This is a genomic window from Chitinophaga sp. (assembly GCF_036569125.1).
In the GTDB taxonomy this organism is placed as follows: Bacteria; Bacteroidota; Bacteroidia; order Chitinophagales; family Chitinophagaceae; genus Chitinophaga.
Genome location: NZ_DATCRF010000226.1, coordinates 1 through 13,175, shown reverse-complemented (window position 1 = coordinate 13,175; position 13,175 = coordinate 1). Strand labels below are relative to the sequence as shown.

At 47.5% G+C, this 13,175-nt stretch carries 12 protein-coding genes and 1 tRNA gene; 9 read left to right on the top strand and 4 right to left on the bottom strand.

What is annotated here, in order from left to right; translation table 11 throughout:
* Positions 1 to 217: hypothetical protein (locus VIM87_RS08080; protein WP_331996489.1), on the top strand; the 217-nt coding region annotated here is incomplete at its 5' end.
* 79 nt (positions 218 to 296) lie between these two features.
* On the opposite strand, the gene VIM87_RS08075 is transcribed toward VIM87_RS08080, so the two are convergent.
* Positions 297 to 1,502, bottom strand: a complete 1,206-nt coding sequence (locus tag VIM87_RS08075) for a T9SS type A sorting domain-containing protein (protein WP_331996488.1) — start codon at positions 1,500 to 1,502, stop codon at positions 297 to 299.
* Between the two features lie 264 nt (positions 1,503 to 1,766).
* Here VIM87_RS08075 and VIM87_RS08070 point away from each other — a divergent pair, with 264 nt between their 5' ends.
* From VIM87_RS08070 to VIM87_RS08035, 8 genes are all read left to right on the top strand, one after another.
* Positions 1,767 to 3,254: a sensor histidine kinase gene (locus VIM87_RS08070; RefSeq protein WP_331996487.1), complete on the top strand. Its 1,488-nt coding sequence runs from the start codon at positions 1,767 to 1,769 to the stop codon at positions 3,252 to 3,254.
* Between the two features lie 10 nt (positions 3,255 to 3,264).
* Positions 3,265 to 4,245, top strand: a complete 981-nt coding sequence (locus VIM87_RS08065; RefSeq protein ID WP_331996486.1) for a DUF4407 domain-containing protein — start codon at positions 3,265 to 3,267, stop codon at positions 4,243 to 4,245.
* On the top strand, positions 4,242 to 4,949 hold the full coding sequence (locus VIM87_RS08060) for a response regulator transcription factor (RefSeq protein ID WP_331996485.1): 708 nt from the start codon (positions 4,242 to 4,244) through the stop codon (positions 4,947 to 4,949). The genes VIM87_RS08065 and VIM87_RS08060 overlap by 4 nt, the downstream gene beginning before the upstream one ends.
* Positions 4,950 to 5,041: 92 nt before the next feature.
* A tRNA-Leu gene (locus tag VIM87_RS08055) sits at positions 5,042 to 5,123 on the top strand.
* Between the two features lie 233 nt (positions 5,124 to 5,356).
* The gene (gene tig / locus VIM87_RS08050) at positions 5,357 to 6,742 is read left to right on the top strand and encodes a trigger factor (RefSeq protein WP_331996484.1); all 1,386 of its coding nucleotides are present in this window, start codon (positions 5,357 to 5,359) and stop codon (positions 6,740 to 6,742) included.
* Positions 6,729 to 7,430 (top strand): ATP-dependent Clp endopeptidase proteolytic subunit ClpP, encoded by a 702-nt coding sequence (gene clpP, locus VIM87_RS08045; protein ID WP_089920244.1) that lies wholly within the window; start codon positions 6,729 to 6,731, stop codon positions 7,428 to 7,430. Before tig ends, clpP begins: the two co-directional genes overlap by 14 nt.
* 135 nt (positions 7,431 to 7,565) lie before the next feature.
* Positions 7,566 to 8,798 (top strand): ATP-dependent Clp protease ATP-binding subunit ClpX, encoded by a 1,233-nt coding sequence (gene clpX / locus VIM87_RS08040; protein ID WP_331996483.1) that lies wholly within the window; start codon positions 7,566 to 7,568, stop codon positions 8,796 to 8,798.
* A gap of 68 nt (positions 8,799 to 8,866) precedes the next feature.
* On the top strand, positions 8,867 to 9,073 hold the full coding sequence (locus VIM87_RS08035; protein ID WP_331996482.1) for a hypothetical protein: 207 nt from the start codon (positions 8,867 to 8,869) through the stop codon (positions 9,071 to 9,073).
* 70 nt (positions 9,074 to 9,143) lie between these two features.
* On the opposite strand, the gene VIM87_RS08030 is transcribed toward VIM87_RS08035, so the two are convergent.
* The 3 genes from VIM87_RS08030 to VIM87_RS08020 form a co-directional block, all read right to left on the bottom strand.
* Positions 9,144 to 10,016 (bottom strand): c-type cytochrome, encoded by an 873-nt coding sequence (locus VIM87_RS08030; protein ID WP_331996481.1) that lies wholly within the window; start codon positions 10,014 to 10,016, stop codon positions 9,144 to 9,146.
* 374 nt (positions 10,017 to 10,390) lie between these two features.
* Positions 10,391 to 12,019 (bottom strand): NADP-dependent glyceraldehyde-3-phosphate dehydrogenase, encoded by a 1,629-nt coding sequence (locus tag VIM87_RS08025; RefSeq protein WP_331996480.1) that lies wholly within the window; start codon positions 12,017 to 12,019, stop codon positions 10,391 to 10,393.
* Between the two features lie 304 nt (positions 12,020 to 12,323).
* Positions 12,324 to 13,175 (bottom strand): acyl-CoA dehydrogenase family protein (locus tag VIM87_RS08020; RefSeq protein ID WP_331996479.1); only part of this gene is annotated, 852 nt, incomplete at its 5' end.

Genomic DNA, 13,175 nt, shown 5'->3' with positions numbered 1-13,175 from the left:
ATTGATGCCGGGTATTATCCGTATGGTTATTACCTATTCACCACTGGGTAAAGTAGCCAATGCATTGCTGGCGGTTGGTATTTTCCTGGCAGCCAATCTCATTATATCTTACCTGCTTTTCCTGTTTATAGAAAAGCCCTTCATTACTCTGGGTAAACGCTTTGTGAGCAAGCTTTTCGTGAAGGGTGATGTGGCAGTTTCCAAGGTAGCGGCATAGTTAACGGATCATCTTTTAAAAACAGCGGAGGGTTGCAGTGCACTGCAACCCTCCGCTGTTTTTATAGTCCTGCGCTCAATTACAGCACAAAGATCTTCCTGGCTGTTTTAGTAACATTGCTGCTGTTCAGCACCTGTACCACATACAAACCACCGGAAATGCCGCCGCCGTAGTTAATGGCGATCGTTTGGCGTTTGGAGCCTAATTTCACCGGTTTGCTGGCTACTACTTTTCCATCCATATCCACCAGCTGAATAATATAATCGCCTTTATCCAGCGTATTAAAAGCTACATTAAAGGTATTTCCCTGCACTGGTACAGGGTTAGGCCAAATGGAAATGTCATCCCCATTAATATCCATTTTATCCGGTGAAACAGCAACAATATCCCTGCCCTTATCCTGGAACAGCAGGTTAGCGCTGGCCAGGTCAGATGCGTTGTACACATCATTATGCTGGTTAGGTAAAGCCGTTGCCGTCATGGAAGTGATGTCAAACTGGTAATAACTTTTGCTGGCGGTAGAGCAGCCCAGCATGATCTGCCCGTCATCATTCACTGCGGCGCCATTTGTATAAAAACCGGCGGGCAGGCCCTGGATGGTGCCGGTGTAGGTAGCTTCCATTTTACTTACATCGATCTTAAACACCTTGTTGTAAATATTAATGAGGTACAGGAAGCCGTATTTATCCGCTACCAGGTCTCCGCCCCAGCCGGTGCAGAATGCGTGAATGGAGTTGGTGCCATTTGAAGCGGCATCTTTCAGGCTGCCCATATCGCGGAAACGTACCTGCTGGCCGGTAGTGGCAAATACAAACAGGTGGTCCGCATCGTTGGTAAGTGCATAACCATTGCCATCCGCACCTATAACCATGCGGGTTATATTATTCTCTTCCGGATGGCTTACAAAAGGATCATTAAAGCTCAGGTCAGCCACTTTAACGGGTGTGCTGCCCACAGTGTTCAGGTTCACTGCATACAGCTGGTTGGTTTGCATGGTAGCAAAGAACAGGCGGTGCGTGGCTTTATCAAATGCGCAGGCCGCAACACGGCCTGCATTGGCATTCACTTTAGCCTGCAGGGCAGCTGCCGGTGCGGCAGGCGCTTTGCCCAGCTGGTTAATAGCGGAGCCGCTGTTAATGTCTATTACGCGCATTACATTCCAGTTCAATCCACCAATAGAATCGGCAGTAATGGCATAGGCAGCGCTTTTATGCTGCGCCTGCGCAGTAAAACACATTAATAGACAACAAAAGAGAAAGAGTTTGAGTAGAGTTATGGGTTTCATATAGGTCTGGTTTTGGGTATAAAAAAGTTACGACAAATTTCGCTGTTTTTCGTATTCATTTATTTAAAATATCTCCTGGGATCAACTTTCTTTTTGCCGTTTGGCTAACCGCTTGTGAACCATACCGGAAAAGCCGCTACGCTACCGTAAAAGCCGTACCGCCGCGCTGCGCCTTTCCGGTTTTCATCCCATTTTCCCGGCTTTTCATCCCATTTCAGGAAAGCACTTTGCAGAGATGATTATCATTGCTGAAAGTTTCTACCCATGATCTCTTTTAAGAAGTTAGAATTCGGCGCAGTAACGGCTATTTTCCTGCTGCTGATATTCCCGCTGTTATTCCGGAGCGTTACTGATAACGTATTTGAAATGCAGCATTCCTATGGCTATAAATTTCACCAATACCACCAGGTGTTTGACTATTACATTCATTACCTGCTGCCTTCCCTGGCGCATATTACCCTGGTATACGCGGCTTTTCTTTTCACTAATATGGTTATAGTACCCATTTTCCTGGAACAGCAGCGCTGGTTGCCGGGCCTGCTGCTGTTAGCCGCTACTGTGCTGATACTGTTCACGGGTATTATGGTGGCTTATTCTTATTCCTATGGTTACCTATTCGGCGTGTATAGTTCTATAAGGGGTGCGCATATGTACTTTGCCAAATCGGCTTTCAGCACCACCATGTTCTATACCATCATATACGTAGTGTATTATGCCGGCAAACACCTGTATTTTCAATATGTACGCGGGCGCAGGCTTCTTATGAACGAGCCTTTTATAGCAGTAGCTGCATGGATAGCCCTGCTGGTATTTGCCATTGGCATACACTCCCGCATCTTATTTATACTGGTGGCCTGCGGCGGGCCGTATTATGCAGCAGTAGGGTATGTTTGGTATACAAAGATCTTTCCGCGGTATGAAAAGATACACCTGCGTAAATGGATCCTGGCCCGCGATATTTTTCTGACCTCTTTTATTGGCGGCTTTACCATATTCTTATTAGCGCTGGCTATACGGCAGGGGCGCCCGGAAGAAACCCTTGCACTGATGTTCGGCTTATTTACCGTGCAATTACTGGTGCTGCTGCCGGTTACCTGGTGGCTGTATATGGCCCGTGAAAACCGTACAGCTACTATGCTGAACCTGCAGAAAGCGTTGGGCCGTTCCGCAGCCGACCTGGATTTCCTGCGCTCGCAGATCAACCCGCACTTCCTGTTCAATGCCCTGAACACCTTATACGGCACGGCCTTACAGGAAAATGCACTGAACACCAGCGAAGGCATTCAGAAGCTGGGCGATATGATGCGTTTTATGCTGGATGAGAACCACCAGGAAAAAATAGCCCTGCGTAAAGAAGTAGCTTACCTGCACAATTACATTGCCCTGCAACGCCTGCGCACACAGGCATCGCCGGATATACAGATCGATGTGAACATTAACGAGGACCATTGCGAGCATGCCATTGCGCCCATGCTGCTGATCCCTTTTGTGGAGAATGCTTTTAAACACGGCATCAGCTTACGCAACCGCTCCAAGATCGCCATCTCTCTTTCCTGCGATAAAGAACGGATCTACTTTGATGTGTACAACACCACGCATGCCCGCCCGGACAATGATATAGAAAGAGGTCCCGGTATTGGCCTTAATAATGTACGTGACCGACTGAGCCTGTTGTACCCGCAACGGCATGAGCTGAACATACGCCAAACAGCTACCGAATATTTTGTGCACCTGACCATTCATGTATTCTGATACGCTTCCAATGGAACAAACACCCGTTAACAATACGCCTGCTGCAGATGGCATCAGCAAATTCCTCTGGTGGTTAGCTGCCGCAGACATTACCATATTAAAAGATTGCAGGGCAGACCAGGAGCGGTACCGCATTATTGGTATATCCGTACTCGTTACCTGGCTGTTTGCCACCCTGGCCTGGGGATACTTTTTTTCAACCGTGCTAGAAGATGAAATGGTCATTGCTGGATTGGCATTTTTCTTTGGTTTCGCCATCCTTAGTATTGATCGAAGCCTGATAACGGCCATGTCAGGCTCAGGCCGCCGGAAGTTCCTACCGGTGGCCTTTCGTTTATGCCTGGCCTTTACCATTGGCCTGTTCATTTCCCAGCCGGTGATCTTACTGCTGTTCCGGAAAGACATTCAGGCCCAGATGGTGCTGAACCGGCAGGGCAAGCTGGAAAAATTCCGTAACGAGCTGGCTACCCTGAATGCAGAACATACTACCAGCCTGGAAAAAGACCTGCAGCAATGGCAGCAGCAATTACAGCAAAAAGAGGCACAGGTAAAAGGCTATAAGGATGATTATATTAAGGAAACAGACGGCACCGGCGGCTCGGGCAAGATCGGGGAATCGGCCATTGCCAGGGTAAAGAAAACGGAATACCTGAAAGCAGAGCAGGAGCTGACGGACCTGCGCCGCCAGCTGGCGCCACAGCTGCAGGAACGCCAAACCCAGCTGGCCGACCAGTGGAAAGAGAACCAGGCCAAGGAAAAAGTATATGTAGCCTCTTTAACAGACGGGTTCCTGGCGCAAACAGAAGCCCTGGAGGAGCTAACCGCAGAACATGCCCCCCTGCGGCAGCGGTACCGCCTGATTGTGCTGATCATAACCCTCATAGAAGTAATGCCCCTGCTTAGTAAGCTGCTGATGCCCAAAGGCGAATATGATAAGCTGGTGGACTATAATAATGTGTATCTTGGCTACCGGAAAAACAACGTGGTATGAAGCTGACTGCTATTGCCATAGACGATGAGCCGGTGGCGCTGTCCGTGATCCGCTCACACGCGGCAAAAGTGCCGTTCCTGGAAGTAAAGGGGCTTTTCACCAACGCCTTTGAGGCCATGGAGCACCTGAATAAAGAGCGTACGGACCTGCTTTTCCTGGACATTAAAATGCCGGACATCACCGGCATTGATTTCCTGACCAGCCTTACCAACCCGCCCATGGTGGTTTTTACCACCGCCTACTCGGAACATGCGGTGCAAAGTTTTGAGCTGGATGCTATTGATTACCTGCTGAAACCCTTTTCCCTGACCCGTTTCCTGAAAGCCTGCAATAAGGCCCATACCCTGCTGCAGCTAAAGCAGCAAAGCACCGCCGCCGGCTATGTACCTGATTACATTTTTATTAAAAGCGGCTATGAGCAATGCAAGATCCGGCTGGATGAGATCCTGTACCTGGAAAGCGCCGGCAACTATGTGAATTTTGTACTGAAGGACCGGAAGGTCATATCCCGCCTTTCCATGCAGGAAGCCCTGGACCTGCTGCCGCCTACCCTGTTTACCCGGGTGCACCGCTTCTTTATTGTGGCCAACAGTAAAGTGGAGCGTATAGACCGGAACTACCTGTACATACAGCAGGCCTCTATCAGCATAGGCGCAGCGTATGCTGATGCGGTAGGGAAGATCTGGGGGAGAAAGGAAGGATAAATGCCCCTTCTCAGCACCTTCATCTTCCATTTTTTTAATTCCTAAAAAATAATACCTTTGCAGTCCTTTTCCTGTTTTGCAGCGTAAAAGACGCGGGTGTGGTGAAATTGGTAGACACGCCAGACTTAGGATCTGGTGCTTCACGGCATGTAGGTTCGAGTCCTATCACCCGCACATTCGATGTGCCAATGTGCAGGTATGCAGATGTGCAATGAAACCCATTCAACCATCTGCATATTTGCATATCTGCACATTCGCACATTTTAATACTTTTGCCATAAAGGCGCTAAGTCACTCAGTACTTCTTTCCCTGCTGCCATTCCTTCGTGCCTTTTGTGACTTCATGGCAGAAATATAATCACGGAATCATTATTGCTTCATAAAGAACATTTTTATTAATAATTATTATGGCAACCGTTACCAGAGAAAACATCGGTTTATTGAATGATAAGATCACTGTGAAAGTGAGCCAGGAAGATTACCTTCCTAATTTTGACAAAGCGGTAAAACAATTCAGCAAATCCGCCAATATCCCCGGTTTCCGGAAAGGAATGGTGCCCGCTGGTATGGTGAAGAAGATGCACGGCCCGGCCCTGTTTGCCGATGAAGTGCTGAAAACCGTGGAAAAAGAGCTGACCGGCTACTTACAGAATGAAAAGCTGGAGATCTTTGCCCAGCCTATCTCTATGGACAAAGAAGCCAAGAACCTGGACTTTAATCAACCCTCCGAATACGCATTTGACTTTGAAGTAGGCCTGAAACCTGCTTTTGAAGTATCTCCCCTGGAATCCGGCAAAACCTCCCTTATTAAATATAAGATCAAGGCCACCGAAAAAGAGGTGGATGAGGAAGTGAGCCGCCTGCAGCTGAAAGGCGGTAAAATGAACGAGCCGGAAGTAATTGATAATGAAGACAATGTACTGAGCATCACTTTTGAAGAAAGCGACGCACAGGGCAATGTAGTAGAAGGCGGTATCAAAAAAGATAACTCCCTGCTGCTGAAATTCTTCTCTCCTGCCATCCAGGAACAGCTGAAAGGCAAGAAAAAAGGCGACAGCATTGTGTTCCAGCTGGCTACTTCTTTTGATGAAGAAAGACTGGGCATGATCCTGAAAGACCTGGGCTTTGATGCACAGGATAAAGAAGCTGCCCAGAAATATTTTAAGCTGACCCTTACCAAACTGGGCCTGATCGAAAAGCGTGAGCTGAACGAAGAGTTCTTTAAAGAGGTATACCCGAATGAAGAGATCACTACCGAAGCCGCTTTCCGGGAAAAACTGAAAAGTGAAATAGAAAAATACTGGGATTCCGAAAGCCGTAACCGCCTGCACAACGAGCTGTTTGAAGTGCTGGTGCATGAAACGCCTATGGAGCTGCCCAAAGAATTCCTGAAACGCTGGCTGCAAACCGGTAGCGAAAAGCCAAAGACTGCCGAAGAAGCCGAAAAAGAATATCCGAACTTTGATCATCAACTGCGTTGGACGCTTATTAGTGATAAACTGATCCGCGATAATAAACTGGACGTATCTTTCGAAGAACTGAAAGAGAGCGCCAAACAAAAACTGCTGGGCTATTATGGCGCCGGCGCTGCTTTAGAAGGGGCCGACTGGCTGGATAGCTACCTGGACCGCCTGATGCAGGACGAAAAATTCGTGGACCAGACTTACCGCGAAATGGTAACCCAGAAATTGTTTGACTGGGCAGAAACGAAGGTGGATCTTAAAGAAGAGGAAATAACAGCCGAAGAATTTGCTAAATTACCTCATAAACATCACCATCATGAACATGAATAACGAATTTAGAAAATATGCGATCCAACATCGTGGAATCAGCAGCCTGGTAGTAGATAGCTATGCCCGTCACCAGTTGAACTCGCTTACCCCTTACATCATCGAGGAGCGTCAGCTGAACGTAACGCAGATGGACGTGTTCTCCCGTCTGATGGCTGATCGCATCATTTTCCTGGGCGATCCGATCAACGACTATGTAGCAAATGTGATCACGGCCCAGCTGCTGTTCCTGGAATCAGCAGACCGTAACCGTGATATCCAGATGTATATTAACAGCCCCGGTGGCAGCGTATATGCCGGTTTAGGCATTTATGACACCATGCAGATCATTTCCCCCGAAGTGGCAACGATCTGTACCGGTATGGCCGCCTCTTTTGGCGCTGTACTGCTGGTAGCCGGTGTAAAAGGTAAACGTACCGCACTGAAACATGCCCGCGTAATGATCCACCAGCCGCACGGCGGCGCAGAAGGCCAGACTTCTGACATCGAGATCACTGCCCGCGAGTTTGTGAAGCTGAAAAAGGAGCTGAACGAGATCATTGCCACCCATTGCGGCCAACCGTTCAAAAAGGTGGAAAAAGACTCTGACCGCGACTACTGGATGACCGCCGATGAAGCCAAAGAATATGGCATTATCGATGACGTGCTGGACCGGAACCCGAAGAAAAAACAGGAAAATACGCCGCAATAAGCGTTCACCTGATATAAAGGAGAAACGGGGTAAGCGCGCCTTGCTCCGTTTCTCCTTTCCTTTTTTCCGTTCCTGCTATTTTGCCTAACTTTGTAGGCTTACACTAGCTGCGAAAAAACAAATAAATCATTACGGATGAAAGAATCCAAAATACGTTGTTCCTTCTGTAACCGTTCCAAAGACGAGGTGCAGATACTGATTGCCGGTGCAGAAGGTCATATTTGTGAGAACTGTGTGGCCAATGCCCAGGAGATCATTGAGCAGGAGCTGTTCCAGCACAACAAGAAAGCGCCCTCGCACTTTGTACCCAAAGTGGCTAAGCCTGTGGAGATCAAGACCTTCCTGGATGAATACGTGATTGGCCAGGACGACGCCAAAAAGATCCTTGCCGTAGCGGTGTATAACCACTACAAAAGGCTGAACCAGCAGGTAGGCGATGATGAGGTGGAGATAGAAAAGTCCAACATTATAATGGTGGGCGAAACCGGTACGGGTAAAACCCTGCTGGCAAAATCTATAGCCAAGCTGCTGAATGTGCCCTTTACTATCGTGGATGCGACCGTATTTACCGAAGCCGGTTACGTGGGTGAAGATGTGGAAAGCATTTTAACCCGCCTGCTGCAGGTATGTAATTATGACGTGGAAGCAGCCGAAAGAGGCATTGTGTACATTGATGAAATTGATAAAATAGCCCGTAAGAGCGATAACCCTTCCATTACCCGTGATGTGAGCGGCGAAGGCGTGCAGCAGGGATTGCTGAAGCTGCTGGAAGGTACTGAGGTGCTGGTGCCCCCGCAAGGCGGCCGTAAACACCCGGAGCAAAAGCTGATCAAAGTGAACACCCAGAACATCCTGTTCATTTGCGGTGGCGCTTTTGATGGGGTAGATAAGATCATTAGCAGAAGGGTGCAAACCCACTCTATTGGTTTTACAGTAGATAAGGAAAAAGAAGAAGCTACCAAAAAGCACATCCTGCGCTATGTAAACTCACAGGATCTGAAATCCTTTGGGTTGATACCCGAGCTGCTGGGCCGCTTACCCGTAGTAACTTACCTGAACTCCCTGGACCGGGATGCGCTGAAAGCCATTCTTACCCAGCCCAGGAACGCCCTGATCAAACAATACAAGAAACTGTTTAAGGTAGAAGGCATTGATCTGACCATAGAAGATGATGCCGTGGATTATATCGTGGACAAAGCCATGGAATTTAAGCTGGGCGCCCGCGGTCTTCGCTCTATCTGCGAAGTGGTAATGAGCGATGCTATGTTCCATTTACCTTCCACTACTGAAAAAACATTTATCCTCACCAAGGTATATGCCCAGGAAAGACTGGAACAATCACCCCTGGTGAAACTGAAAGTTGCTTAGTAAGTAAAAACTTAAAAAGCAAAAATTAAAAAGAGTTTATTTTTTGCTTTTTTACTTTTGATTTTTATATGCAGGATCTCATTCAACAACTACAGGAAAAGGCAGGGCTTAGCGCAGAGCAGGCCACGCAGGCTATTACCGTTATGCGCGACTATGTAAAAAGCAAAGTGCCTCCCTTTATTGGCGATACCGTTGATAAATGGTTTGCCGGTATGGACAACCCGCAGCCCCCGGCTAAAGATGTAGCAGCCGCCGATGATTTCCTGGATGGATAAACCCAGACGACCGCACTTTTTTCATAATAGGAACATCCCGCTTTTTATGGCGGGATGTTCTGTTTTTATACTACAGGCTTCTCAGATAAAGATAAAGCGCAGATAATTCTTCTTCCGTATAAGCAGTGGTCATTTGCCAGGGCATATCTTCATTATTCAGCTGTTTGCCCTCCGGCGTTCTACCCGTGCGTAAAGCCATCATAAACTGCTCCTGCGACCATTTGCCCAAATTTCCTTTACTGGTAATATCGGCTACCGGCACACCGCCTGGTACGTGGTTAGGCCCGCCGTGTAAGTCATCACGGTGACATCCCGTACAGGAAATAGAAAGGTACTTGCCATAGGCCGGCGTAATTTCCTTTTTCACCATAGCAGGCGCCTGGTAGTGATGGTCTACTTTTTCGGCCGGTAACAGGGGTATTTTATCAAAGAAGGTGAGCAGGTGCCCCAAAGGCCCTACCTGTACAGGCGGCAGCTCATGATCTACTGCAGGTTGCGTTTTACACCAGGCAATAATGCTGGCCACATCATAATCTGATAGTTTGGCGTATTCGTAAGAGGGCATAATGAGCAGCGGTTTACCTTCCGGTGTTAAGCCATGGCGCAGGGCCATTAACCAGGCTTTATCATCATAATCAGCCGGCAAACCGCCTTTGCCTTTGGTAAGGTTAGATCCCGCAAATACGCCCAGCTTGGGATCATTAAGAAACACCCTGCCTTCCAGGTTGCGGCCATGGCAATCAAAACAACCTTTTACAACAAACAGATGGCTGCCATAGGCCAGCATGGCAGAATCCACAGGAACATTCAGCGGTTTTACCTGTACAGTATATTGTTTGTGAATACGGCGATTGGTAGAAAGATAGGTGACCAGGAAAAAAATCAACAGCAAGCCCACAAGGGCGCCAACAGTGATGCCGGTCCACTTCAGAAGTTTACGCATATTTTTTGGGGTTATAATTATGGTGGCAAAATTACAGGGCAGTGCTCAACTGCAGCTCAGTAGAAATACGGATTTTTAAAACCGGGTAAGTCAAAGCCTTGCTGGAAGCGGGTTATAGCGTGTATGTTATTGGGAGGCGAGAGAAGTATCACAGTAAAAAAGCATCCTGTTGGTCAGGATGCTTTTTCGATTGCGTAAAAGTGTTTCAATCGTCTGTGTTTTGGGTTTAGGTTGATAAAAGGTAAAGAGTGATTGACTTAACCCAAATTTAACATTCCTTTTTCATACTTCCATAACACTTAAGGGTTATTGTTCATTTTTTTGTCAAAACCCGTGAACGGTTATGAATTGTCGTATCTTTTACATTATATATTTTAAAATATATACTTTGTTGACAAAAAGTTGGATGTCTGATCGCTTACTATTTTGTTGATCAGGGCTTTATTCTCATCGGTTTGTTTGGTAGCTACCATCGAACGGATGGAGAATGCACGTAATGCATCCGGTACGCTCAAAGTAGCTTCTGCGCTGTCTTTACGGCCGGTGAAGGGGAAAGTATCCGGACCACGCTGACACTGGCAATTAATGTTCACCCGGCTTACCTGGTTCACCAGCGGATCTATCAGAGACGCCAGTTCCGACGCATTGTTGGTGAACAGGCTTACCTGCTGCCCATGCTCTGAATGGATCAGGTACTCAATAGGCGTAGTAATGTCATCAAATGGTAAAACGGGTATTACAGGGCCAAACTGCTCCTCGCTATACAGCTTCATACGCTCATTCACCGGGTACACAATAGCCGGGAACACCAGCGATTCATAAGCCTTACCACCATTGGCATTGATCACTTTTGCACCATTTGCCACCGCATCTTCAATACAGCTTTCCAGGTAAGCCGGCTTTTGCGGCTCCGGCAAGGGTGTTAAGAACACATCTTTTTCCCAGGGCATACCTACTTTCAGCTTGCTTACCGCTTCACTGAGCTTGTTCAGGAAGCTGTCTGCAATGCGGCGGTGCACAAATATGATCTTAATGGCAGTACAACGCTGACCATTAAACGATAAAGAGCCTAACACGCATTCTTTTACTGCCAGGTCAATATCTGCCTTATCCGTAACAATAGCGGCGTTCTTGGCATCCAGCCCCAGTATAGCCCGCAGGCGGTTCACCTTGGGATGCATTTTCTTCAGCTGGTTAGCCACCTTGCTGGAACCTATCAGCGTTAATACATTGATCTTTCCGGTTTCCATTAAGGGCTGTACGATCACATTACCACGGCCGTAAATAGTATTTACCACGCCTTTAGGGAAACAGGTACGGAATGCTTCCAGCAGCGGATAATGCAATAAGGTTCCGTGTTTCGGAGGTTTGAAAAGCAGGGTATTACCCATTATCAGCGCCGGTATCAGCGTAGTGAACGTTTCGTTTAACGGGTAGTTAAAGGGCCCCATACATAATACTACGCCCAGGGGTGAACGGCGTATCTGCCCGATAATGCCCTGCTGGATCTCAAAGCGGGATGAGTTGCGGTCCAGGTCCTTCAGCGCATCAATAGTAGCATGTATGTATTCTACCGTGCGGTCAAATTCCTTCAGGGAATCTGCATAGGATTTACCTATTTCCCACATGATGAGCTTTACAACTTCCGTCTTACGCTCGATCATTTTACCGGTGAATTTTTCAACGCAGGCTATTCTTTCAGCCACCGGCATGGTAGGCCATTCGCCGCGTCCCTCATCGTATGCAGCCAGCGCATCATCTAAGGAAGCCATGGCTTCTTTGGCGCTGCATAAGGGATAGGAGCCTATTACCTTACGCTCCAGGCCATTGGCCGTGCGTATGCCCAGGGGAGATACTACAGTATGTACATCGCCACTCCATTGTTTCATTTCACCACCAGACAAATACTCCCGCTGATGGATCTCTGCCGGCAGCTGGTATTCTGCCGGTATATCATTTTCCGTAGTTGGAAAATACTGCTGTAATTTTTCTTCAAAACTCATAGGAACTTATATTGCTACAACCAAGATAATTAATAATGAATAATTTATAATTAATAGTTTGTAGTACGGGGCTGTAAGCGGAGTAGTTAATAATTAAGAATGAATAATTAATAGGTGCTGCGGTCTGTAAGCCTTTACCAGAAAGGGAATGGAGCATTGTTAAATAATTATGATGATGAAGTGTATCTTAATTGATCACTCAATAAAAAAACCTGAAAGGCTCTAAGACCTTCCAGGCTTTAGCTATTTCCAGCAGCTGTACTGCTACCCTATTAATTATTAATTATTCATTCTTCATTATTAATTAACCCTTCAGGGCCTCCCGTGCAATTACGATCTTTTGTATTTCTGAAGTGCCCTCTCCAATGGTGCACAGCTTTGCATCGCGGTAATATTTCTCTACCGGGAAGTCTTTGGTATAGCCATAGCCGCCAAAGATCTGTACTGCATCATTGGCGGTTCTTACTGCCACTTCAGAGGCGTAGTACTTAGCCATGGCAGCCTGTTTGGTGCATTTTTGCCCGCGCTGTTTCAGATCAGCAGCCTGCATGGTCAGCATTTCTGCAGCCTCTATCTGTGTAGCCATATCGGCCAGCTTAAATGAAATGCCCTGGAAATTGGCAATAGGCTGGTCAAACTGGTGGCGCTCCTGTGCATATTTTAACGCTGCTTCATACGCGCCTTTTGCAATGCCCAGGGAAAGAGCGGCAATGGAAATACGGCCGCCATCCAGCACTTTCATGGATTGTATAAAGCCCTCTCCTACCTCACCCAGTATATTGGCCGCCGGAACACGGCAGTTGTCAAAGATCATTTCTGCGGTTTCTGAAGCGCGCATGCCCAGCTTGTTCTCTTTTTTGCCGCCGCTGAAACCGGGCGTGCCTTTTTCTACCACAAAGGCCGTCATGCCGTGGCTGTCGCGCACTTCGCCGCTGCGGGCTATTACTACGGCTACATCGCAGCTTTTACCATGCGTGATCCAGCTTTTGGTGCCGTTCAATACCCAGTGATCGCCATCCTGTTTGGCTACGCACTTCATATTCATAGCATCGGAACCGGTGTTGGGCTCCGTTAAGCCCCAGGCGCCAATCCATTCTGCAGTGGCCAGCTTGGGCAGGTAACGCTGTTTTTGCTCTTCTGTGGCAAATTGTAAAAT